The organism is Acinetobacter sp. 1294596, from assembly GCF_000582925.1.
Classification (GTDB): Bacteria; Pseudomonadota; Gammaproteobacteria; order Pseudomonadales; family Moraxellaceae; genus Acinetobacter; species Acinetobacter radioresistens.
On sequence record NZ_JFCC01000011.1, the window covers coordinates 30,873 to 55,162 of the forward strand.

The window sequence follows — 24,290 nt, forward strand, 5'->3', positions numbered from 1 at the left end:
TGTGTCTATTCAAGAAAAACCTCAAGCCACTTATGAACAGGCTGTTGCCATAGACAATGCCCGTCTTGGCCAGTCCTTTAAAGTGATTGCCTATGCAGGAACAGGTAAAACTACAACCTTACAGATGATCAGCGATGCCATGCCACAAAGGCGTGGCATGTATCTGGCTTTTAACAAGGCTATTGCCGCTGAAGCACAGCAAAAATTTCACCGTAATGTCGACTGCCGTACTTTTCACTCGCTGGCTTTTCGTAGCGTACCGCGTGGTGTGACGGATAAACTGCGTTTACCACGTTTGAGTCCCAGTTTTATTGCTAAAGAATACCGGCTACAGCCTATTACATTACGTCGTTTGATGGGTGGACGCTATGAGAAGTATGTACTCATGCCCAGCCGTCTGGCGAGTCTGGTTGCCAATGCAGTCAGCTTTTTCTGTTCAACCAGTTCGCAATATCCGGCACCACGACATATTCAGGCTCCAAGCTGGTTACATGCAGATGATATTATTACTCTACAGCAACATCTGTATCCTGCGGTAGAACGGCGCTGGTTAGAATCAATTGATCCCAATCATCAAGCAGGTATCGGGCATGATATTTACCTGAAGCTTTGGGCCTTGTCTGAGCCGTATATTCCAGCTGACTATGTCCTCTTTGATGAAGCTCAGGATGCTGATCCGCTGATGCTTGGAATTTTACTTAAACAGAAAAGTACCCAGGTTATTTATGTGGGAGATGCCCATCAGCAAATTTATGCCTGGCGCGGGGCTATTAACGCCATGCAGCAGCTTCCCTTGCCAGAATCCCGTCTTACCACCTCATTCCGTTTTGGAAACGAGATCGCACAGGTAGCGAACTATCTGCTGGGTGCATTAGATGAAACTGTGCCCCTTCTTGGAAACCCTGAGCTAAAGTCGAGCGTAGTTAACAAGCCTCATATTAAAATGCGGGATGCTATCTTATGCCGGACCAATGCCCGGGCGATGGAGCTGCTATTGGCCGGTTTAGTACATGGAGATAAAGTCAGTTTACAGGCTGACCATCTTAAACTGAATCGTTTTGTCGATGCAGCCAGCCTGCTTAAACAGGGCAAGCGAGTTACCGATGTGCCTGAACTGGCTTGGTTTAATTCTTGGCATGATGTTCACGAATATTGCGAAACTAATGAAGGAAGTGATATTAAACCGCTGGTCAAACTGGTGGATGATCATGGTACGGATCCACTCAAGAGGGCACTAGCCAAAATTACCCCGATTGAGCAGGCCGATTATGTAATTTCAACTGCACATAAGGCAAAAGGACTGGAGTGGAACCGTGTCCATATTGAAGATGATTACCAGTTTAAAATAAATGGACTGGAACATAAAATCAGTGATGAAGAGCTAAGATTACTATACGTCGCATGTACACGTGCTAAAGTGAGCTTAAATATTCATCATATCTATGACCTGATCCAGCAGCTCAAGCTCAAGGCTCCTCAAAGTTTGCGCCGCTCCGTGGGTTAACTTATGCCGGGGGCATATGAAGCTCAAGTCTGTCCGTTTAAAACATATCAGCCATTTTACTGACCTACAGCTGGAACTTGATGAGCAGCCACTGACATTGATCATTGGTGATCAGGCTTCTGGCAAAACATCAATCCTTAAAAATATCTATCAGGCACTGACCTGGTTTCCTGCACGTTTAAAAGATCTCAGAACTGCAGGCGTAGTTATTCAGGACCAGGATATCATGCATAACCGGCTGCAGGCCAAAGTCGATATACAGGTGAGTATCCCTGCCGAAATTGGTAACCTGGCTGAAAGTAGTAATGTTCAAGCCACAAGCTCGTCTCTGTGTTCATGGCAATTGTATAAAACTCTTAATACTCAAGGCACAGGTATCAGCAAAGTTGAAACTGTGCAGCTTGAACAGATGGTTATGCTGTACCAGCAGGCGATCAGACAGGATCCAATGCTGGGTTTACCGCTAATTGCCTATTACCCGGCAGAGCGTTTTACCAATGCAACCAATTTGCTGAGCAAAAATATTCCGACTATTTTTCAAGCGGCTTCAGCATACGATCTGGTATCAGTACCCTTCACCACTTTTATACGCTTTTTCGAATGGTTACGTGAAGTCAGTGATGTTGAAAATGCCCGGACTACCCAGCTTTTTCATGAGCTACTCAAGCAACATCATGCATCCACTATAGAGTTCCAGCATGGAATCTCCCAGCTTCAGACACAGCTCTATGCACCTTGTCTCAGTGCTTTAAAACATAGCCTTCAGACAGTCATACCAGAATTAACCGAGATTTATCTGGAGTATCAGCCCAAATTACAGCTGATAGTCGTCTATGCAGGAAAAACGTTGATGTTCCAGCAGCTCTCCAGCACTTTAAAAACCTGGGTTGCCCTAGTCGGAGATATAGTACGCCGCCTTTGTTTATTAAACCCGCTAAGTCTATATCCATGTCTTGAAGGAGAAGGTATTTTGCTGATTGACAATGTAGATGCACATTTAGATTTGCAAAGCTCGCACTACATACTTGAAGGTTTGAAGCAGGCTTTTCCAAGACTACAAATTATTGCTACTGCCAGCCAGAGTGAGCTGCTGGACACCAATACCTTATGTGGGCTGTGTTTAGACAACAGGCAATTATATAAAAAGCCAGAAAGTACCACCTGGACTGGCTTCATTACTCTCTATCAGGACTTAGAGGGACAAGAAACATTACCTGATTCGGCAAACATAAATGAGGCAGCGTGCTCGGGTTTGCCCCAGATTGTTGAGCTGATTAAGCAACTTTCAGCTACAGAATACGAAGAGCTTTTACATTTGATAAAAAACGGTTCCTATTCACTTCCTATATCTGATGCTGATTTTAAATAAACCTGGTAATGAAACTATTAAACAGGCAATTGCTTTAGCAATATGAAAAAAATCTTGGGATCACGAATGAGTCGCGTATAATAAACAGGCGTAACACATAAGTCTTTGATGTTGTTATTTTCGTGTAATAAAATCAAATTTTACGTAATTTTTTATAGTAAGATTATTGATCGTTTTGCTATAGCATTTTACAAGTTGCGCAATACAACTTGTCCTTTTCTGATTTACATACAAGTTTCGGCTTTCAAGATTTAAAGCTTTGGATATCTCATTGATCTCCTATAAACCCTTGAAAGATAAGGTTCACCTTTAGGTCTCGACCTAATCATGACATGGATACGAGTGTGCTATCGATTATTATACTGCTCCCTTTAATACTTGGCACCACCCTTGTCTCGTGGCTGAAGAGATTCTCGCGCGGGGTAACAGCTTTAGGGGCGATTGGAGTCAGTTTAACCAGTTTTAGTTTATTACTGACTCAAGCAAAAAGTATTTTAAATGGTCAGGTTTTTTTAGAAAGCTGGCCTTGGCTACCCGAATTGGGACTGAATCTGAGCTTGCGTCTTGACGCACTAGGGCTGATGTTTGCCTTGCTGATTACCGGTATCGGCACCTTAATTTATATTTATGCCTATTATTATCTTAGTCCTAAAAATTCCCTCAGCAAGCTCTACAGTCTACTCATGCTGTTCATGGCAGCCATGCTGGGCATCTCTTTATCTAATAACCTGATTCTTCTGGTGACCTTCTGGGAACTGACCAGTATTTCATCATTCCTGCTGGTCGGTTACTGGAGCAACTATGAAGCCGCCCAGCGTGGTTCACGTATTGCACTAACGATTACCGGTATGGGTGGACTGGCAATGCTCGGTGGTTTTGTTCTGCTTGGACATATTACTGGCACTTATGAAATTGACCAGATTTTAACTATGCGGGAGCAGATACAGCACCATTCTCTTTTTGTACCAGTCTTATTACTGGTTCTACTCGGTGCATTTACGAAAAGTGCCCAGTTTCCCTTTCATTTTTGGCTACCTAATGCCATGGCAGCACCTACCCCTGTTTCGGCCTATTTACATTCGGCCACTATGGTGAAAGCTGGTATCTTTCTACTGGCCAGACTGGCACCCATTTTTGTGGGGGCTGCACTTTATCATAATATTGTTACCTTTATTGGCCTGTTTACATTAACCATGGCAGCTTTTTTTGCCATTTTTAAAGAAGATCTAAAAGGTCTATTGGCCTACTCTACCATTAGCCATTTGGGACTGATTGTTTGCCTGTTAGGCATCGGCTCACCGCTGGCTGTTGCTGCTGCTATTTTCCATATTATTAACCATGCAACGTTTAAAGCTGCATTGTTCATGATTGCTGGAATTATTGATCATGAATCAGGCACTCGTGATTTAAGAAAATTAAGTGGTCTCTGGCAATTCCTGCCATTTACCGGCACCTTAACCATGATTACCGCTGCAGCAATGGCTGGCGTCCCCCTGACCAATGGTTTTCTGTCTAAGGAAATGTTCTTTACAGAGCTAATGGCTAATCTCTCAGGCCCAGTTGCAATAATTTTTGGCATCATGGCGACCCTAGCCGGAGTATTTGCAGTTGCTTACTCTGTCCGGCTGGTTCATGGTGTGTTCTTCGATGGACCGATAAGTAAAGCGGTACCAAACCGCTCACCACATGAACCGCCATTTGGAATGCGGGCACCTGCGTTACTACTGGCCCTCTTATGTATTTTAGTAGGTATAGCTCCAGCCTTACTGGTTGAAGATATTATTAACTCAGTTACACGTGCCAGTTTAATGCAACCAGGATTTGAAGGTGCTCATTTGGCCATCTGGCATGGGTTCAACTTGCCACTGGTTATGAGTATCATCGCTCTGGCCGCCGGTGCAGGACTATACTTTAGCCTAGCCAAAAATGGTCGCATCCGCTCAATTGATCTGGACCCAAAACTTGGAAAATTACAAGGCCGGGTACTGTTTGATCTTTTTCTAAAATACCTACTAATCAACTCACGTCGACTTAAACGCAAGACTGAATCAGGGTCATTACAGAATTATCTGCTCTGGATCATCTTATTCAGTATCGCACTGGTAATGACGCCTTTATTTAATCAGGGCTTGACTACTGGAGCACGCGAACTTACTCATGCACCTGCTATTGCTATCGTTTTATGGCTATTACTGTTTTCATCCTGCTGGATGATGCTGTGGTTTCATCATGAGCGTATCAAGGCAGTCCTTATCAGCGGTGCTATTGGCCTAGTCGTCACCATGGTGTTTGTGGGACTTTCGGCACCTGATTTGGCATTAACCCAGATTACAGTCGATGTAGTGACCACCGTACTTTTACTGATGGGGCTGGGTTTACTGCCTCAGCTTACACCATACGAATCAAGCCGGACACGGCGCTGGCGTGATGCTGTGATTGCCATTGTAGCGGGCTTGGGTATTGGCTGGATTACCTGGTTATTATTAACCCGTGACCATGAATCTATTTCATGGTTTTTCCTCCAGCAGTCGCTGCCGCTTGGAGGCGGATCAAACGTAGTGAATGTCATCCTGGTTGATTTCCGTGGCTTCGATACCTTTGGTGAAATTACCGTTCTGGGTATTGCGGCAATTGGTGTGCTCTGTCTGATGGATGGCATGCGGGCACATGGCACCACCATGACTCAAGGCCTGACCTTCCGGTTTAACCCTTCACCGTTGATGTTGCGCTCTACAGCGTCTTGGGTATTGCCTCTTGCCCTGGTGGTAAGTCTGTATATCTTCTTACGTGGTCACAATTATCCAGGTGGTGGTTTTATTGCCGGGCTGATTACCGCAATGGCCTTAATTATTCAATACATAGCCCTGGGTCAGGACCAGACTGAACAGATGCTTAAAGTCCGCTCCGGGCGCCTCTACGAAGTCTGGATTGGTGTGGGTCTATTAATTGCAGGTCTGACTGGTATTGCTGCCTGGTTCTGGGCACGGCCATTTCTTACCAGTGCTCACATTTATATTTCTCCACCTGTTCTAGGTGAACTGCACTTAGCTTCTGCTGCGGCATTTGATGTAGGTGTATACGTAACTGTTGTCGGCGCTACCATGCTGATGATTTCTGTATTAGGCGACTCCAGACATTCCAGCATGTCAGGACCGATGCCAAGGGAGTAATTATCCATGATCAGTTTAGAATTCTTACTTGCCTCTGCGATTGGTCTACTGGTTGCTACAGGGGTCTATCTGTTATTAAGAGCGCGTACCTTTCCCGTGGTTTTAGGCCTGGCAGTTATTGGTTATGCCGTTAACATGTTTTTGTTTGCAACTGGCCGTATTCAGCTTAATGCCCCGGCAATTCTGTCACAGACTGTAAGAGTCACAGACCCATTGCCTCAGGCACTGGTATTGACAGCTATTGTGATCGGTTTCGCGACAACTGCTTTTATTGTACAGCTGGCTTTGCGTAGTCGCTATGAATCAGGAACTGACCATGTCGATGCTAAGGATGACCCGTCACCCAATCTTGATGCGCGCGGGGATGAGCCATAATGTCTGATTTCTTAAGTTTCTGGCATGCTCATACGCCAATTTTCAGTATCCTGATTCCGTTATTTACAGCAGTACTCTTATTATTGTTGGGAAATCCGGGCTCAGGAGAGTTAGCGCAAGACTGGCGCCAGCCTTGGCGACGTGGTATCAGTTACTTTTCTGCACTTGCCGGGTTTGCTACAGCCATCAGCTATTTTATACAGGCCAGCCAAGGCACCATTACTGTTTATAATTTAAGTGAATGGGCCGCCCCCTTCGGCATTATTCTGGTTCTTGACCAGTTATCTGCCATGATGCTAGTGCTTACCTATACCCTGGCGGTGCCTCTGCTCTGGTATGCCAGCAAGGACTGGGATACCCGTGGACGTTATTTTCATGCCATGGTTCACTTCTTGCTGATGGGGCTGTGCGGTGCATTTCTAACGGGTGACTTATTTAACCTGTTTGTATTCTTTGAAATACTGCTCATGGCCTCTTATGTACTGCTGCTACATGGTCAGGGGAAAGCACGTTTTCAGCTTGGGGTACATTATGTCACGATTAACCTGTTGGCTTCTGCCCTGTTCCTGATTGGACTTGGAATTATTTATGGCAGTGTCGGCAGTCTGAATATGGCTGATGTAGCGCGAATTGTGCCTTCATTACCACCAGATCAGCATCAACTGGCAGTTGCGGGTAGCCTGCTTCTCTTTGCCGTATTTGCTATTAAGGCGGCGTTACTTCCGGTCGGATTCTGGCTGCCTAAAACCTATGCTGTAGCCACTACACCCGTTGCGGCCCTATTTACCATCATGACCAAGGTAGGTATTTATGCCATCCTGCGGGTAAATGGCACTATTTTTGATGATTATTTTGCCCAGACTGCACTTAAAAGCTGGCTTCTACCACTTGCTATTATTACTGCTATTTATGGCACTATCGGAGCAATCGGTGCTGAACGCTTACGACGCTTCGTAGGCTTCATGATTGTATCTTCAATTGGTACCCTGCTGATTGCCATTTCGATGTTTAATACCGAAGCCTGGTCTGCGGCTCTTTATTACCTGGTGCACAGTACTCTGATTGGTGCTGCTTTTTATCTGCTGTGTGGCTGGATAACTTCGCAACGTGGCGAGTTTAAAGATCATCTGGATGTGTCACCAAAAATGAAACAGGACAAGACCATTGCTCTGGTTTACCTAATCATTGGTATGATGATGGCTGGCTTACCGCCATTTAGCGGCTTTTTTGGCAAGCTATTTATTTTGCAGGCAACCGCTAATCATCCGCAGCAGGGAATTATTATTGCAAGCCTGCTGATTGTCAGCCTGCTCAGTATTATTGCTTTTGTCCGGGTCGGCTTCATCCTGTTCTGGCGAGCCACTACACCAGAAATGGACCCACGTGAAATTGCTTTCGAAGCGTACAAGGTTTTACCTGAAACAGCGCCGGTACGTAATGATAAAACCTTGTACCTGTTACTTCTGCTTCTGATCCTTTATGTGGTTTTTGCTGCACCGATCCAGCGCTATAACCATAATACGGCACTGCAGATTCAAAATGATCAAGCTTATGCAGATACGATTTTAAAACGTGGTCCGCTTAATCAGGTCATCAGTGTTAAACCTTACGATGCCAGTTATGTACCAGAAACAAAATATGGCGGCGAGAATAAAGACCGAAATGCCAATCTGATTCCATTTATGATCAGTGAAAATACACTAGAAGGTGGACACATCTCGGAATATAAATGGCGACAAATTCAGCAACAGCATAGTCTGGAACCTGCTGTTCCGGAAGATGCACAGCTTAAACCCATGGAGCCTTAATTAATGAAGAAATCCATGCATAAAATACCTGTTTTAGAGTGGTGTTTTCCACATCCCTTTGTTTCAATACTGGTAGGTTTAAGCTGGCTCATGCTGGCACATAGCGCCGATGCCGCCAACCTGGCCATGGCAGTTTTACTGGGCATTGTTATACCGAAACTGGTTCAGCCCTTTATTATTCGTACACCGGATATTCACTGGGGTATGGCCTTAAAACTGTTTTTTGTAGTGTTGTGGGACATTGTTACCGCCAATATCAAGGTAGCCATTTTAGTACTTGGCCCCTCACGCAACCTCAAGCCAAAATGGTTTAGGGTACCGCTAGAGAGTGATCACGAACAGGTTAACAGCTTGCTGGCGATGATTATTACTACCACGCCTGGAACAGTCAGTGCGGGCATAGATCAGGAACGTGGTGATATTCTAGTCCATGCCTTAAGTGCCGAAAGTGAGGAGGAAGAAATTGAAACTATCAAGCAACGCTATGAAGCTCCTTTACTGATCATCTTTAATGTCGAGCCAGCTCAAGGAGAAATCGAATGATCTTACCTTATGTACTAGGAATCTGCCTGATCGCGATTATGGTCTCGATGTTAATGTGTCTCTACCGTCTGGTTACAGGCCCATCCATAGTTGATCGGCTACTTGCACTGGACACATTTTTCCTGAATGCCACCTGTCTGGTAGTTGTACTCGGAATTTACTGGATGAGCACTTCACTGTTCGAAGGAGCACTGCTGGTGGCCATGCTGGGTTTTGTTTCTACTGTTGCGCTTGCCCGTTACTTTACCAGTGGCCATGTAATCGACTAGGAGAACGAAATGCAAGAACAGTTCATTATGGAAATACTGGTTTCTTTTTTCCTGGTAGTTGGCTCATTTTTTATGGTGGTTGGGGGCATTGGCATGGTGCGTTTACCCGATTTATTTATGCGCCTGCATGCCCCGACCAAGTCCAGTACTTTGGGCTTAGGTAGCTTCTTGATTGCCAGTATCATCTTCTCGGCATTCCATGGCCGCTTTGGTTTTGCTGAGATTTTAATCACCTTGCTGGCTTTTATCACAGCGCCTGTTTCCGCTAATTTGATGGCACAGGCTGCGCTCCATCTGCGTTTACGCTCTAGAAGTGGTGATGTACCCGAGGCACTGGACCGGCCCTTGCCTTGGGAAGGTTATCGACGCCGGGTAACCAAACGGATTAGAGAGAGTCGAAGAGGAAGAAAAAACACCCCAGATTCTTGATGATTCTATTTCAGAATATTAAGGATCTGGCTGAATCATCAGGTCATGATCAAGGATGGTACTTGACCTGAGATCAGTTACTCACATATTAAATAGATTATTAAAATTTATAACCACATTCTGAGCTTTTAATTTCCAAGCATGTATTGCTAGATAAAGATTAAAATATTTATGGAATCAATCATTAAATAATTGATATAAAGTTCAGCCCAATAATTAAAGAGCCTAATTTATAAACTAAAATTTTCATTTCTGGCTTAACAGAAGCCACCTTTTATAGAATACGAGTAGAACCTGTAATAAAAGAACTTTTTTAATTCTTCACGTTCAAACTTTTTATTTCATATTAAATGATCAGTGATAAATATCAGGTCAGATTTTTACTTTAATAGCGCAATAAATAATTTAAATAAAATAAATTTTTCAATTAAAAAAAGCGGACTTTAAAGCCCGCCTTTTTGCCAAAAATTTTTTTAAAAGAATTCAGAATAAAAATTATTCTTCATCTTCTTTACGCTCAGGCAGGTCTTTCACTGCCTCAGCAATCAGCCCAAACATATAGTTGCCGTAGGCATTAGTCTTGTCATAATGGAAACGCAATCTTGGTGTAATGCGTGTCTTAATACGACGACTCAATTCCTGGCGCAGGAAACCTGAAGCCTTGTTTAGAACTTCAAGTGTCTGCTGATGTGCCTGTTCATTCTGGTCATCAGATAACTCACGACCCATAACTGTGACATACACATCGGCATAACCTAAATCTGGGCTCACTTTCACGGCCGAGATGGTCACTAGGCCACCCAGACGTGGATCTTTCAGCTCTTGGCGGATCAGCTCAGACAGCTCACGCTGCACACTGTCGCCCATACGCTTCAGACGTTGACTACCCGCCATTAAAGACTCCGTTTGATTTGCTGAACATCATAAACTTCGATTTTATCGAGTTCCTTGATGTCATTATAACCTTTAACTGCCAGACCACATTCGATACCCGCACGAACTTCGTTTACGTCATCTTTATAGCGGCGTAGAGATTCTAGTTCACCCTGGAATACTACAACGTCATCGCGCAGTACACGGATTGGTTTATTACGATAAATCGTACCTTCCATGACCATACAGCCGGCAGCAGCACCAAACTTGCTTGAACGGAATACTTCACGAACCTGAGCTACACCCAGAATCGTTTCACGATGTTCTGGAGCCAGCTTGCCGCTCATTGCATCTTTTACATCATCAATCAGTTGATAAATCACGCTATAGTAACGGATATCAATTCCATCAATGTCAGCTTTCTGACGTGCTGTGTTGTCTGCACGAACATTAAAGCCGAGTAGTACCGCTTCAGAAGATTCAGCCAGTGTCACGTCAGATTCAGTAATTGCACCTACACCTGAACCAATGATACGTACTTTTACTTCATCTGTAGCCAGATCGGCCAGCGCCACATGCAAGGCTTCTAAAGTACCTCGTACATCTGTCTTCAGTACCACGTTTACTACAGGCACATCTTTCTTGCCCATAGACGCCATGATATTTTCCAGACGCATTGCACTTTGACGCTCAAGACGTTTTTGGCGTTCACGGTCCATACGGGCATCAGCAACTTCACGGGCTTTTTTCTCGTCATTCACCACAAGAACTTCATCCCCCGCCATTGGCGCTTCTGGTAGACCCAGAATTTCTACCGGAATTGAAGGACCTGCAGATTTAATCCGTTTACCGTTTTCATCTGTCATGGCACGTACACGGCCATAAGATGCACCGGCAAGAACCAGATCACCGACATTAAGCGTACCATTTTGTACCAGGATCGAAGTAACTGCACCACGGCCCTTATCGACACGCGCTTCAATAACCACACCTTGCGCTGCACCTTCTTCAGAAGCTTTGAGCTCCATCAGCTCTGCCTGAATCTGGATCAAGTCAAGTAACTCATCAATCCCTTCACCACTATGTGCAGAAACTTTGGCAACTGGTACATCACCACCCCATTGTTCAGGCACGATTTCTTTAGTGGTTAATTCATTCAGTACGCGGTCCGGATCAGCCGATTCTTTGTCCATCTTGTTGATTGCAACAATAATCGGTGTTCCTGCAGCACGTGCATGATCAATTGCTTCTGCAGTTTGTGGCATGACACCATCATCTGCTGCAACGACCAGCACAACAATATCAGTCGCCTGTGCACCACGTGAACGCATTGCGGTAAAGGCAGCGTGTCCCGGAGTATCCAGGAAAGTGATAATTCCCTTGTCGGTTTTCACATGGTAAGCACCGATATGCTGGGTAATTCCACCTGCTTCACCGGCAGCCACTTTCGAGCGACGGATACGGTCAAGCAAAGATGTTTTACCATGGTCAACGTGACCCATAATTGTCACGACTGGAGGACGTGTAGTTTGAGCACCACGAGCCTCTTCAGCAGCTTCTAGCAGGTTATCTTCCGCCTGTGTATCAGAAACAAGTACCGGATTATGGCCCATTTCTTCTACAACCAGGGCAGCAATTTCCTGGTCAATTGCCTGGTTCTGAGTTACCAGTTCACCAATTTTCATGAGTGACTTGATCACTTCACGTACTTTAACTGCCATTTTCTGTGCAAGATCAGCCACCACGATGGTTGAACCGATCTCAACATCATAAACCTGCTTTTTAACCGGTTTTTCAAAGCCATGTTTGTTGGCCTGACTGGTTTTTAAACCACGTTTATGCTGGTTCTGGTTAAATGACTGCTCTTCTTGACCACGACGACCACCTTTTTTCGGTGAACGTGTATTATTGGTATTGGTACCACGCTTGATTTCACGGTCTTCTTTAGCAAATGAATCTTCATATGCCTGACCAACCAGACCTGCCGCGAGTGGAGAATCATCTACAACACGAATAGTTTTGGTGGCATCTTCATTTGAATATTTGGAAGCCATCTGGCGCATTTGTTCAAGCGTACGCTGTTGTGCCTCTTCAGCAGCCTTGCGACGCGCAGCTTCTTCAGCCGCTTTTAATTGTGCTGCCTGCTCTTCACGTGCTTTACGCTGCTCTGCAGTCTCGGTTGGCTTGACTACCGGCTTAACAATCGGCTTATTGGTTGAGCGTTTTTTCACCACCACTTCAGCTTTTTGCGGGCTTTTCGCAGTTTCCTGCTTAGCTGCTGCACGCATTGCTTCCAATGTTGCATTCGCTTTATTTTCACCACTAAGTTTTTGCCCGTCATTTTCCTGACGCGCTGCCTGTTCAGCTTTTTGACGTGCAATCATGTCAGCACGTGCCTGCTCTTGCGCATCAGCTTTAGCGCGCGCTTCAGCAGCAATCTGTTCAGGGTTCGGCTTAGTAAAAGTATGTTTTTTACGTACTTCTACATTAATCGTTTTCGCCTTACCTGAGGTACTGGCCACTTTAGCCGTACTAGTTGTTTTACGTTTCAACGTGATTTTTCCTACGCCACTATCCGCTTGCCCATGTACTTTTTTGAGATGACTCACTAGTACATCCTGCTGCTCGGTAGTAATAATATCTTCAGCCTGACGCTGTGGTAAGCCTGCATCGCGAACTTGCTCTAGGAGCTTTTCTACAGGACGACCTACGCTGAGCGCTAACTCTTGAATCGACTTGTCCGTCATATATTTCCTCCTAGTTAAACCATGATTCACGCGCTTTCATAATGAGCTGACCCGCACTCGCAGCATCCAAACCTTCAATATCAGCAATATCGTCAGTTGCCTGATCGGCCAGGTCATCTACAGTCACTACACCACGAGCGGCAAGTGAATAAGCAATCTCTCGTGTCATCCCTTCCATATTCAGAAGTTCTTCACTCGGATCTTGAATATTTTCCTGCTGTTTTAACGCATCCGCTAAAGCAGCTTCTTTGGCACGGCTTTGCAACAACTCGACCAGTTCGGTATCCAGCTCGATTTCATCGAAGGTTTCTGCCGGTACATAAGCCACTTCCTCAAGTGAAGTAAAGCCCATTTCAACCAGTGCCATCGCCAGGTCTTCTTCAATATCCAGACGTGAAACAAACATATCCAGATATTGCTGTGCCTCATTCTGCTGGCGAGCACGATACTCGTCTTCCAGCATCATATCCAGCTTGTAACCGGTAAGTTCTGAAGCAAGACGTACATTCTGGCCCTGTGAACCAATTGCACGTGCAAGCTGGTCACTGGTCGCAAAAATGATATCAGCACTATGTGTATCTTCATCCAGTACAATTCCAGAAACATCAGCCGGCTCTAGGGCACTGGCAATATACTGGGCCGGATCATCAGACCACACTACAACATCAATACGCTCACCGTTGAGCTCCTGCTGAACAGCCTGGATACGTGTACCACGCATACCAATACATGCACCCACCGGATCAATACGGTGGTCATTGGTTTTTACGGCAATTTTAGCACGAACACCAGGTTGACGTGCTGCTGCTTTAATCTCAATGATTTCTTCAGAGATTTCAGGAATCTCTTTTTTCATCAGGGCAATCAGCATTTCAGGCTTGGCACGCGAAAGTAGAAGCTGAGCGCCACGGCCTTCACGGTTTACACTGTACAAAATGGCATTGATCCGCTGTTTTGGACGCAAAATCTCTTTAGCGATCATTTCTTCACGCGCCAGATAAGCTTCTGCATTATCTCCCAGATCAATGATAAAGCCATCTTTGGTCTGCTTCTTCACTTCACCGTAAATCAGCTCACCTACTTTAGACTCATAAGCATCCGCAATGAGCGCACGCTCTGCTTCACGAATTTTCTGTACAATAACCTGTTTGGCAATTTGAGCTGCGATACGGCCAAATTCAATTGACTCGACTTCCAGCTCCCGAATATCGCCAATTGACCATTTTGCTGGGTCTACATCGGAAATCGCATCTTGACATGCCGGCATTTCATGGTCTTCGTCTGCGACCACTTCCCATTGACGGAATGTACGATAATCCCCAGTCTTACGATCAATTTCAACACGTAAACGTGCTTCTTCTGCGGTGGTACCTTCGTAGAATTTTTTCTTCGTCGCTGCAACAAGCGCCTGCTCTAAAGCTTCGAAGATCGCTTCCCGACTAACACCTTTTTCATTACTAACCGTTTCAACAACGGTAAGAATTTCACGGCCCATAAGTCACCTATTAAATTGAATTCTTCTTAATGGAATTAATTTAGTCCTGATAGATCAAATTTGCTTTATCGATATTGTTGCTATCGATTTCGAGCACCTTGCTGCCTTCTACTTCTACCTGAATCTGTTCTTGCTCCAGGTCCACACTCACCAGTTTAGCTTGAAATTTACGGCGGTTATCAACAGCACTAATCAGACGTAGAGCCACCTGCTGACCAATATAAGCCGACATCTGTTCAAGCTGGAAAAATGGGCGATCCCATCCTGGTGAAGAGACTTCAAGTGAATATTCACCTGAGATTGGATCATGCACATCAAGAATTGCGCCCACTTGCTGGGTCACCCGGACACAGTCCTGCACACCAATTCCACGGCCCTGTTCCAGCTCACCGTCTTCATTCAGCACAGGTTCTGCATTTTCATCTACAGGTTTATCAATAAAGATGCGGACTAAAGAACGTTTGCCCTGAGGAAGGAATTCGATCCCCCACAACTCGACGTCACAGGCTTCGACCGCTGGTGCAATTAAATCATGGAGGGCTTGGGTTTTATTTGATAATTTCATTTACTCTCGTCTTCTCGTGCCATTCAACCGGTCAGTACGTTCTGACCGATGCAGACTGTTATAGTGAAGCATCACTATTTGACCAATTGATGTCGACACTACACGATAGCCAATAAAAAAGGGCGTCAATCGCCCCTATATTTTACACAGAAAACTAAAGTCCACTGTGCAAAAAGGCCCACCTATTTGTGAGCCCTCTTAGAAACTTGGTAGCGGGAGCTGGATTTGAACCAACGACCTTCGGGTTATGAGCCCGACGAGCTACCAGACTGCTCCATCCCGCATCAACGTGCAAAAATTATAAACGAATTTCAAAAAAAGTCAATCTGACTTACAAGAAACTCTCAACTGCTTTACACTGCAATTGAATTGGTAGCGGGAGCTGGATTTGAACCAACGACCTTCGGGTTATGAGCCCGACGAGCTACCAGACTGCTCCATCCCGCATCAACGTGCAAAAATTATAAACGAATTTCAAAAAAAGTCAATCTGACTTACAAGAAACTCTCAACTGCTTTACACTGCAATTGAATTGGTAGCGGGAGCTGGATTTGAACCAACGACCTTCGGGTTATGAGCCCGACGAGCTACCAGACTGCTCCATCCCGCATCAATGTTTTCTGCTGCATGCATCAACGATCTGGTTTATCGTTGGTGCGGAAGGGGGGACTTGAACCCCCACGCCCGAAGGCACTACCACCTCAAGGTAGCGTGTCTACCAATTCCACCACCACCGCAGCAGGTCGCATTCTAGTAGCTTCCCTAGTAAAAGAAAAGCTTTAATTTAAATTATTCACCAGTTTTCGGTGCAGTTGGTGAAGTTTCAGGCGAAACCGGTTGCGCAGGCACACTGGTTTGTACACTTTGCAAGCTATAAGCAGCTGTAGTCTGTTTTTTTGCAAAGACTGCCAGGGTCAGGCTGGTTACAAAAAACAGTGCAGTTAAAATAGCGGTGAGCCGGGTCATGAAGTTACCAGACCCCGAAGCACCAAATACGGTTGCCGCACCACCGCCTCCAAAAGAAGCTCCGGCGTCAGCACCTTTACCATGCTGGACCAGGATCAGTCCAATCATCAAAACAGCCAGAATAATATGTATTACCAATACAAACGTATGCATGCCGAACTCCTCATTCTTTTATTTGGGCAAATGCCTGAGCAATTTTATGGAAGGACTCGGCGTTTAAGGAAGCCCCGCCAACCAGTGCCCCATTAATATCCGGACAGGCTGCCAGCTCTACTGCATTCTCAGGCTTAACACTGCCACCGTAGAGGATGGCTATATTAGAGCCAAGCGGGGTGATTTGGCAAAGTGCTTCACGAATTTTTTCATGCATGGCCTGTGCATCTGCGGCAGAGGCAGTCTTACCCGTACCAATTGCCCAGATCGGCTCATAAGCAATCATGATATTTTGCCATTGCTCGGCCTGTACAACTTCGGCAATGTCACAAATCTGTTGCAATACCACTTGTGCTGCCTGCCTGCCTCACGCTGCTCCAGGCTTTCCCCTACACAATAAATAATTTTCAGACCGGCATTTAATGCATTTTTAATTTTTTCTTTTAAAATCTTTAGATCATCACCTAACAGTTCTCGACGCTCTGAATGGCCTATGAGCACCCAGTGAATCTGACTGTCTTTTAATAGCTCTGCACTAACTTCGCCGGTATACGCCCCAGTTCCTGCTATACGTGAGACATCTTGTGCCACTATATGCACCGGACTTGCAGCATTTCCAAGCTGCTGTTTTGCAGAGGTCAGCGCAATTGCCACAGGCGCTATCCCCAACTGACACTGCTCAGGACTGATGTGCTGTTCTATAAGTAATTGCTTAAATTGTTCAATGAGTTGCTGGGCATCTGCGTGCATTGGGTTCATTTTCCAATTACCAACAACCCAAGGAATAATTGTCGAACCCGACATACTTCTAACCTTTCATCAAAAATGCACCACATTCTACACGGAATTCATCTATTTGAAGATAAATTTCGTAACTCCATTGCTGCTATTAGGCTTTTAAAGTTAAGCTTATTGTTCTGTGATATGTCCTGACGATCTATATAGAAAATTCTTCCTAAAGATAGCCATTGTTCAGGTTAAATACATGATTTCATACCAGAGCCTTTATTTAAACTGTGGTATTTTTCGGCAACAAAAGTATAATTTTACAGAGATCTATAAATCGTCGGTCATTTAAAGGCGCAATAAACAATGACAGTTAATTTTACTCCAAAGTTTTCCGGTTTTATTCGCCGTCTGGTTGAGGATAACCACGTGTCTGCTGCTGAAATGCAGAATGCGGTCGATACTGCTAAAAGAAACCGGCAGGATATCGTGCCTTATCTGATCGATCATTTTAAGCTTTCACCCTTACTGATTGCAGAATTTATCTCGATTGAGTTTGGTGAAGCTTTATTCGATTTGGCTGTTTACGATACTGTCCAGATTCCACGAGATGTAGTTGATGAGAAACTGATACTCAAGCATCGGGTCTTGCCCCTCATTAAGCGTGGTCATACCCTGTTTGTTGCTACCAGTAATCCTACCAATATTGAAGCTTTAGAAGCTATCCGGTTTAACAGTAAACTGAATATTGAAGTTGTTATTGTCGAGCATGACAAACTGCAGCGTACTATTGAGCAGAATTTTTCTGAAGAAAGCAATTTTGATTTTGGTGATGAAGAACTCAATATTGATGTTTCAACCAGCAATTTAGATGAGGACGACAGTCAAGATAATACGCCTCAGGAAGAAGAAGCTCCAATTGTTAAATATATTAACAAGTTATTGGTAGATGCCATTCGTATTGGTGCATCAGACTTACATTTTGAGCCTTATGAAAAATATTACCGGGTACGTTACCGGGTCGATGGCGTGTTAAGACAGGTTGCAACACCACCTTTACAGCTGGCTACCCGACTGGCTTCACGTTTAAAGGTTATGTCACAGATGGATATTTCCGAAAAGCGCGTTCCCCAGGACGGCCGGATCAAATTAAAACTCTCTAAGACCAAAGCTATTGATTTCCGTGTGAACTCACTGCCTACACTATTTGGAGAAAAACTGGTTCTGCGTATTTTGGATCCGTCCAGCGCCATGCTGGGTATTGATGCATTAGGCTATGAACCCGAGCAAAAAGCCCTGTTTATAGAAGCTTTAGAAAAGCCACAAGGCATGCTGCTCATTACCGGGCCTACCGGTTCCGGTAAAACCGTATCGCTTTATACAGGCCTCAATATTTTAAACCGTGAGGATACCAATATTTCGACTGCCGAAGACCCGGTAGAAATTAATCTTGAAGGTATTAACCAGGTCAATGTGAACAATAAAGTCGGGTTAAGCTTCTCTGCCGCGCTAAAGTCATTCCTGCGTCAGGATCCAGATATTATTATGGTGGGTGAGATTCGTGACCTGGAAACAGCAGAAATTGCCATTAAAGCAGCTCAGACCGGTCACATGGTTATGTCTACCCTGCATACCAACAGTGCTCCTGAAACACTAACACGCCTAAGAAATATGGGCGTAGCAGCATTTAATATTGCCACTTCAGTTAATCTGGTCATTGCACAGCGTCTAGCTCGACGTTTATGCAACCAGTGCAAGGTACCAGCAGAGATTCCTAGAAATAGTCTGCTTGAGATGGGCTTTACCGAAGATGATCTAGCCAACCCTGATTTTCAGGTTTATCAACCTGTCGGTTGCCCGGAATGTCGTGATGGTTATCGGGGTCGTGTGGGTATCTATGAAGTAATGAAAGTTACACCGGAAATTTCAAAAATTATTATGGAAGACGGTAACGCCCTTGAAATAGCAGCAACAGCAGCACGCCTGGGTTTTGATAACTTGCGTCGTTCTGGCCTAAAGAAAGTCATGCAAGGTGTAACCTCTTTACAAGAAATTAACCGTGTGACCAGTGAATAAAGTCAGCATTTAAAAATAAGGATAAAGCAATGGCAGTCAAAAAAGCACAAATGATGCCGACTTTTGCTTATGACGGCGTCGACCGTAAAGGAATTAAAGTTAAAGGGGAGCTGACAGCCAAGAATATGGCGTTGGCTAAGGTGACTTTGCGCAAGCAAGGAATAACTATCAAAACCATTCGGGAAAAACGTCGCAATATTCTAGAAGGCTTGATGAAGAAAAGGGTTTCTACACTAGATATCACTATCTTTACACGTCAGCTGGCCACCATGATGAAAGCGGGTGTTCCCCTTGTACAAGGCTTTGAAATTGTTGCTGAAGGTCTTGAAAATCCGGCTATGCGTGAAGTGGTTTTGGGTATTAAGGCTGAAGTTGAAGGGGGCAATACATTTGCCGGTGCACTGCGTAAATATCCCCAATATTTTGACAACCTGTTTTGCTCACTGGTCGAATCTGGTGAACAGTCTGGTGCACTTGAGACCATGCTCGACCGGGTGGCCATCTATAAAGAAAAGAGTGAACTTCTCAAGCAGAAAATTAAAAAGGCGATGAAATATCCCGCCACAGTTATTGTGGTTGCGGTGATTGTAACCATTATTCTGATGGTTAAGGTAGTTCCGGTATTCCAGGACCTGTTTAGCTCGTTTGGTGCAGATCTGCCTGCATTTACCCAGATGGTTGTCAATATGTCGAACTGGATGCAGAAGTACTGGTTTATTCTCATTATCGCAATTGCTGCTCTTATTTTCGGTTTTCTTGAAGCCAAAAAGCGGAGCCAGAAGTTCCGTGATGCGCTTGACAGAATGGCTCTTAAACTGCCAATTTTTGGTGATCTGGTCTATAAAGCAATTATTGCCCGTTATAGCCGTACGCTGGCAACCACATTTGCAGCCGGCGTACCACTTATTGATGCACTGGAATCTACTGCCGGTGCAACTAATAATGTAATTTATGAGCAGGCTGTCATGAAAATCCGGGAAGATGTAGCAACCGGTCAGCAGCTTCAGTTTGCTATGCGTGCCTCTAACCGTTTTCCGCCTATGGCAGTACAGATGGTTGCCATTGGAGAAGAATCGGGCGCCCTTGATGCCATGTTAGATAAAGTCGCGACACATTTTGAAAATGAAGTTGACAATGCCGTTGACGGTCTGACTTCCATGATGGAACCCCTGATTATGGCAATTCTGGGTGTATTAGTGGGTGGCCTTGTGATCGCCATGTATCTGCCAATTTTCCAGATGGGTTCAGTTGTTTAATGCAAGAATTAATTACCTTATTAAGTAATAACCCGACTGCGCTCTACATTGTGGTTGGGCTTTTCAGTCTATGTATTGGCAGTTTTTTAAATGTCGTTATTCTTCGCACTCCTAAAATAATGGAGCAGGAATGGCGCAATGAATGTCAGTTGTTGCTTCATCCAGATCAGCCCCTAATTGATGAAACAAAACTCACGCTCAGCTATCCGGCTTCTACCTGTCCCAACTGTCATACGCCGATTCGCTGGTATCAGAATCTGCCTTTAGTCAGCTGGCTGCTACTCAGAGGCAAATGTGGTCAATGCCAGAATCCGATCAGTATCCGTTACCCTCTAGTTGAACTTTTAACTGCTCTGTGTTCACTTATTGTAGTAGCTGTCTATGGCCCTACCCTGCAAATGCTATTTGGTCTGTTACTGACTTGGGCATTAATTACCCTGACCTTCATCGATTTTGATACTCAACTGCTTCCAGACCGGTATACCTTGCCGCTTGCCGCCTTAGGCTTAGCTCTAAACAATTATGCATTATATACCTCGGCAAGCTCTGCTATTTGGGGTTATGTGATTGGGTTTTTATGCTTATGGATTGTGTATTACCTGTTTAAAGTCATCACCGGCAAAGAAGGCATGGGATACGGGGACTTTAAGTTACTGGCCGCACTCGGAGCCTGGATGGGTCCTTTAATGCTGCCTTTAATTGTGCTACTTTCATCTTTAGTCGGGGCAATTATTGGTATCGTACTGCTCAAGATTCGCAAGGAAAACCAGCCTTTCGCCTTTGGTCCCTATATTGCGATTGCTGGCTGGATCGCTTTTTTATGGGGTGAGCAAATTATGAAAATTTATCTGGGAGGCTGATATGACATTTATCTTGGGGTTAACAGGAGGAATAGGCAGTGGAAAGTCAGCTGCCAGCCAGTGGTTTGAGTCTCAAGGTATACAGGTCGTAGATGCCGATGTAGTAGCACGTGAAGTGGTACAGCGTGGCCAGCCAGCACTGGCACAAATTCATGATGCCTTTGGTGACTGGGTGTTACAAGAAGATGGCGAGTTAAACCGGCGGGCATTGCGTGAACATATTTTCAAGCTACCGGAAGCGCGTCAGACTCTGGAAGGAATTACCCATCCTGCTATCCGCCAGGCGTTAATCCAGCAGCTACAGGCTGCCCAAAGTCCTTATGCCATACTGGTTTCTCCTCTTTTATTTGAAACCAATCAGCATGAACTTGCCCAGCATACACTTTTAGTCGATACCAGCGAAGATATCCAGATTATGCGTGCCTGTGCGCGTGACCAGCAGTCTGAGGACCAGATCCGTCAGATCATTGCCGCACAGATGCCTCGCTCACAAAAACAGACTCTCGCTCATGATATTGTAACCAATGATGGCCACCTGGAGCATCTATATGCTCAATTACAGCCTCTTCATCAGCTTTATCTCATCAAGGCTGAAAAGCTAAAAGCAGATTAGGAGATGCGAGAGTCTGGACCAGAACCTTTTTTCTGGTTTTCCAGCTGTGCCTGTAAAGTATCTTTGCGGAACCAGCGCCATGGCTGTAAAGCTCCAAAACTCATCCCGATTAGTCCAGCAAGCACAGAGAGACTTAATGATTCGCCGAGCAGTGGTATAGCAAGCAAGGCTGCAATAAAAGGTGCCAGAGTTACAATACTTCCAGTTTTAAAAGCCCCTAAACGCTCAATGGCTGCCACATAAGTCAGGGTAGCAATGATTACCACAAAAACGCCGTGGAAAAGTGTCTGGATAACCAGATGCAGAGGTTCTGGCTCACTGAGATGTTTAGGTATAAATAACAAGTAAATTGGAACATAGATAAGGGCTGACCAAATTACGACGCTCGCCATAGAGTGCCACGCAGACAGCTTCCATTGCTTGAGCAGTACAGTAAATACGCCCCACCAGATGGCACTGGTAAATAGAAGGATATCTCCTATACCAAATGCATGACTGCTTGAGCGTGAAATTAGATAACTCATGACAGCTAAAGCAAGTAGCATAATGCCAAGACTTAGCCAGGTATGCTGATCAAAAGGCTGTTTAAATAAAATCCATGCTGCTACAGCAGTGGTTAGTGGAATACAACCGTTGAGAAAAATCGCGGCATGGGCAGCAGGAGCATACAAAAATGCTGTATACACTGTTAAGCAGTATCCTAAGCCGCCAATCAGTGCCAACAGAACAGACTGCCTCTTCCATAAAAATGCCGTATCTTTTTTATACAGCAGAATAGGCATGAGAATGAGAAAGGCCAGACCAAAACGTAAGGCCGTAATATCCCAAGGACTGATATGCCACTGGGCATTTAAACGGGAGAATAAAGTGAAACCGCCCCAGATACACATGGTAATCGCCACAAACAGATAACCTTGAACCCGGGGAGTCATACTGAATCCTTTTAATTAATCAACTTATAAACTTTTAGCATTACGCTGACGACAGGCTTCATAGAGCGCCATACCGGTTGCCACACTGACATTTAAACTTTGCAGATTTCCAGCCATCGGAATGTAAACCTTGTGGTCGCACTGTGCCTGGGTGATAGGTCTTAAACCGGTATCTTCAGCACCCATTACAATCACTATAGGTCCGGTCAGGTCACATTGCTGAAGCGGCAATGCTTGTTCGTCGAGCATGGTTCCTATTACTCGTACTTGTGAATGCTCTTTCATCTGTGCAAGCGTACGGGCCAAATTGGTAACCTGAATGAACTTGACTTTCTCCGCCCCACCGGCTGCCACTTTCCGTGCCGTCGGTGTCAGACTGGCTGAACGGTCACGTGGCACAATAACTGCCTGTACACCCATTGCTGCGGCTGTACGGATACAGGCCCCCAAGTTATGCGGATCAGTTACCTGATCCAGGGCCAGCAATAGAACATCCGGTGTTTGTTCAAGTAACTGTTCTAGATCTTTTTCATTCATAACCGGATGTGGACGGACAGCAGCCACAACCCCCTGATGAAAGGGTAACCCGGCCAGCTTTTCAAGACTGTCCCGGCTGGCTTTTTGCACGCTAATTCCGAAAGGTTCAGCCAGTTCCAGAATCTTTTGCAAACGCTGGTCTTCACGCCCTTTTAGTGTAAACAGGGTCAGAACCCGTTCTGGCTCCAGTTCTAATAATGACTCCACTGCATGAACGCCATAATAATATTCAGGTTTCGCCATGAACGACCTCTAAGCTGGTGACTTGTGAAAAACAAAAATCCTGCAAAGTAACTTCGCAGGATCTCCTATATCAGTCTAGTGTACCTGATTTATTGCAGAATGCTTAGCCTTCTAGGTGGCAAACATAATCAAGCACATCATCAGTTTCAATTTTAAAGGTGCTGTTACCTGGTACATAAAAAGACTGACCGGCGCGGAACAGTTCAGCCTCTTCATTATTGGCAATTTTAACACGGCATTCACCAGAGATAATCTCCATACGCTCAGGCACATGGGTTTCAAAGGTAAGCGGCTGCTCTGTCGGTAAAATGACCCCCAGAGTTTTTTTAGTACCGTCTTCAAATAAAATTGTATGGCTAATACACGAACCACCAAAATAGACATTTGATTTTTTTATTACTGATACATGATCAAACTGTGCTGACATGCGTATTCTCCAGATAATGCGCATTTATATACGTTATGATTGCGGTAGTTTAATTGCGGCGGCGCAACTAATCAATTGCCGTTTCAACAGGAAAAATCAATATTTTCCATTCCTTGCTGTTCAGTTTATTCAGATCTACAGGCAGTCTTGAACCAATAGTTGAAAGTTCCAGCATAGAGGTTGGTGAGCGACCATTTTTTATCATTCTCTGTCTATAACTTACTATGATATTGTGTCTGCTATATTTGTTGCACTTATGGTTATACAGATAAAATTTTGAGTTAAACATCTAATTCATCATTACATTTTTGATCAAACCGTATTTTTCATTTTGTAATTCTAACCATCAACAAT

General features: G+C 44.7%; 21 protein-coding genes, 4 tRNA genes and 1 pseudogene. 12 read left to right on the top strand and 14 right to left on the bottom strand.

Going from position 1 to position 24,290, the window contains the following annotated elements; genetic code table 11:
• Position 1: 1 nt before the first annotated feature.
• The 8 genes from J502_RS06320 (at position 2) to J502_RS06355 (ending at position 9,467) form a co-directional block, all read left to right on the top strand.
• Positions 2 to 1,504, top strand: coding sequence for a UvrD-helicase domain-containing protein (locus J502_RS06320; protein ID WP_005023095.1), 1,503 nt, complete (start codon positions 2 to 4; stop codon positions 1,502 to 1,504).
• Between the two features lie 16 nt (positions 1,505 to 1,520).
• A complete protein-coding gene (locus J502_RS06325) occupies positions 1,521 to 2,873 on the top strand; it encodes an ATP-binding protein (RefSeq protein ID WP_034683436.1) in 1,353 nt (450 codons plus the stop codon).
• Positions 2,874 to 3,205: 332 nt separating this feature from the next.
• Entirely contained in the window at positions 3,206 to 6,043 is a 2,838-nt protein-coding gene (locus J502_RS06330) for a monovalent cation/H+ antiporter subunit A (RefSeq protein WP_034683438.1), read from the top strand.
• Positions 6,044 to 6,049: 6 nt separating this feature from the next.
• Positions 6,050 to 6,418 carry a Na+/H+ antiporter subunit C gene (locus tag J502_RS06335; RefSeq protein WP_005016960.1) on the top strand — a complete coding sequence of 123 codons (369 nt, stop codon included), beginning with the start codon at positions 6,050 to 6,052 and terminating at the stop codon, positions 6,416 to 6,418.
• Complete coding sequence (locus J502_RS06340; protein WP_034683439.1) at positions 6,418 to 8,226, top strand: monovalent cation/H+ antiporter subunit D; 1,809 nt, start codon at positions 6,418 to 6,420, stop codon at positions 8,224 to 8,226. Before J502_RS06335 ends, J502_RS06340 begins: the two co-directional genes overlap by 1 nt.
• A 3-nt stretch (positions 8,227 to 8,229) precedes the next feature.
• Positions 8,230 to 8,769 carry a Na+/H+ antiporter subunit E gene (locus tag J502_RS06345; protein WP_005405911.1) on the top strand — a complete coding sequence of 180 codons (540 nt, stop codon included), beginning with the start codon at positions 8,230 to 8,232 and terminating at the stop codon, positions 8,767 to 8,769.
• Positions 8,766 to 9,038, top strand: a complete 273-nt coding sequence (locus tag J502_RS06350) for a monovalent cation/H+ antiporter subunit F (RefSeq protein ID WP_034683441.1) — start codon at positions 8,766 to 8,768, stop codon at positions 9,036 to 9,038. Before J502_RS06345 ends, J502_RS06350 begins: the two co-directional genes overlap by 4 nt.
• Before the next feature lie 9 nt (positions 9,039 to 9,047).
• Complete coding sequence (locus J502_RS06355) at positions 9,048 to 9,467, top strand: Na+/H+ antiporter subunit G (RefSeq protein WP_005016970.1); 420 nt, start codon at positions 9,048 to 9,050, stop codon at positions 9,465 to 9,467.
• A 495-nt stretch (positions 9,468 to 9,962) separates the two neighbouring features.
• Here J502_RS06355 and J502_RS06360 read toward each other — a convergent pair whose 3' ends face one another.
• The 10 genes and pseudogenes from J502_RS06360 to tpiA form a co-directional block, all read right to left on the bottom strand.
• A complete protein-coding gene (locus J502_RS06360; RefSeq protein ID WP_005016973.1) occupies positions 9,963 to 10,361 on the bottom strand; it encodes a ribosome-binding factor A in 399 nt (132 codons plus the stop codon).
• On the bottom strand, positions 10,361 to 13,087 hold the full coding sequence (gene infB, locus J502_RS06365; protein ID WP_034683443.1) for a translation initiation factor IF-2: 2,727 nt from the start codon (positions 13,085 to 13,087) through the stop codon (positions 10,361 to 10,363). Before infB ends, J502_RS06360 begins: the two co-directional genes overlap by 1 nt.
• A gap of 10 nt (positions 13,088 to 13,097) precedes the next feature.
• Complete coding sequence (gene nusA, locus J502_RS06370; RefSeq protein WP_005016980.1) at positions 13,098 to 14,582, bottom strand: transcription termination factor NusA; 1,485 nt, start codon at positions 14,580 to 14,582, stop codon at positions 13,098 to 13,100.
• Positions 14,583 to 14,622: 40 nt separating this feature from the next.
• Positions 14,623 to 15,147: a ribosome maturation factor RimP gene (rimP, locus tag J502_RS06375; protein WP_005016981.1), complete on the bottom strand. Its 525-nt coding sequence runs from the start codon at positions 15,145 to 15,147 to the stop codon at positions 14,623 to 14,625.
• A gap of 207 nt (positions 15,148 to 15,354) precedes the next feature.
• Positions 15,355 to 15,431, bottom strand: a tRNA-Met gene (locus tag J502_RS06380).
• An 86-nt stretch (positions 15,432 to 15,517) separates the two neighbouring features.
• Positions 15,518 to 15,594, bottom strand: a tRNA-Met gene (locus tag J502_RS06385).
• A gap of 86 nt (positions 15,595 to 15,680) precedes the next feature.
• Positions 15,681 to 15,757, bottom strand: a tRNA-Met gene (locus J502_RS06390).
• Positions 15,758 to 15,799: 42 nt separating this feature from the next.
• Positions 15,800 to 15,884, bottom strand: a tRNA-Leu gene (locus J502_RS06395).
• Positions 15,885 to 15,936: 52 nt separating this feature from the next.
• Positions 15,937 to 16,266 (bottom strand): preprotein translocase subunit SecG, encoded by a 330-nt coding sequence (gene secG / locus J502_RS06400; RefSeq protein ID WP_005016983.1) that lies wholly within the window; start codon positions 16,264 to 16,266, stop codon positions 15,937 to 15,939.
• 10 nt (positions 16,267 to 16,276) lie between these two features.
• Positions 16,277 to 17,070 (bottom strand): annotated as a pseudogene (tpiA, locus tag J502_RS06405) (triose-phosphate isomerase).
• A 288-nt stretch (positions 17,071 to 17,358) separates the two neighbouring features.
• Between tpiA and pilB the strand changes: the two are divergent.
• The 4 genes from pilB to coaE are packed head-to-tail and all read left to right on the top strand — an operon-like array spanning position 17,359 to position 21,797.
• A complete protein-coding gene (gene pilB, locus J502_RS06410; protein WP_005406017.1) occupies positions 17,359 to 19,068 on the top strand; it encodes a type IV-A pilus assembly ATPase PilB in 1,710 nt (569 codons plus the stop codon).
• Between the two features lie 29 nt (positions 19,069 to 19,097).
• The gene (locus tag J502_RS06415; RefSeq protein WP_005016988.1) at positions 19,098 to 20,324 is read left to right on the top strand and encodes a type II secretion system F family protein; all 1,227 of its coding nucleotides are present in this window, start codon (positions 19,098 to 19,100) and stop codon (positions 20,322 to 20,324) included.
• Positions 20,324 to 21,184 (top strand): prepilin peptidase, encoded by an 861-nt coding sequence (locus tag J502_RS06420; protein ID WP_034683444.1) that lies wholly within the window; start codon positions 20,324 to 20,326, stop codon positions 21,182 to 21,184. Before J502_RS06415 ends, J502_RS06420 begins: the two co-directional genes overlap by 1 nt.
• 1 nt (position 21,185) lies before the next feature.
• Positions 21,186 to 21,797 carry a dephospho-CoA kinase gene (gene coaE, locus J502_RS06425; RefSeq protein ID WP_034683446.1) on the top strand — a complete coding sequence of 204 codons (612 nt, stop codon included), beginning with the start codon at positions 21,186 to 21,188 and terminating at the stop codon, positions 21,795 to 21,797.
• Here the strand turns inward: coaE and J502_RS06430 are convergent.
• The 4 genes from J502_RS06430 to J502_RS16935 all read right to left on the bottom strand — a co-directional run bounded on the left by J502_RS06430 (position 21,794) and on the right by J502_RS16935 (position 24,141).
• Positions 21,794 to 22,729 carry a DMT family transporter gene (locus tag J502_RS06430; RefSeq protein WP_005405800.1) on the bottom strand — a complete coding sequence of 312 codons (936 nt, stop codon included), beginning with the start codon at positions 22,727 to 22,729 and terminating at the stop codon, positions 21,794 to 21,796. The two genes, coaE and J502_RS06430, sit on opposite strands and share 4 nt — an antisense overlap.
• A 24-nt stretch (positions 22,730 to 22,753) precedes the next feature.
• Positions 22,754 to 23,509: a 23S rRNA (guanosine(2251)-2'-O)-methyltransferase RlmB gene (gene rlmB, locus J502_RS06435; RefSeq protein ID WP_005016996.1), complete on the bottom strand. Its 756-nt coding sequence runs from the start codon at positions 23,507 to 23,509 to the stop codon at positions 22,754 to 22,756.
• Between the two features lie 103 nt (positions 23,510 to 23,612).
• Positions 23,613 to 23,936 carry a pyrimidine/purine nucleoside phosphorylase gene (ppnP, locus tag J502_RS06440; RefSeq protein WP_005016998.1) on the bottom strand — a complete coding sequence of 108 codons (324 nt, stop codon included), beginning with the start codon at positions 23,934 to 23,936 and terminating at the stop codon, positions 23,613 to 23,615.
• 67 nt (positions 23,937 to 24,003) lie between these two features.
• The gene (locus J502_RS16935) at positions 24,004 to 24,141 is read right to left on the bottom strand and encodes a hypothetical protein (protein WP_005405135.1); all 138 of its coding nucleotides are present in this window, start codon (positions 24,139 to 24,141) and stop codon (positions 24,004 to 24,006) included.
• Positions 24,142 to 24,290 lie beyond the last annotated feature (149 nt).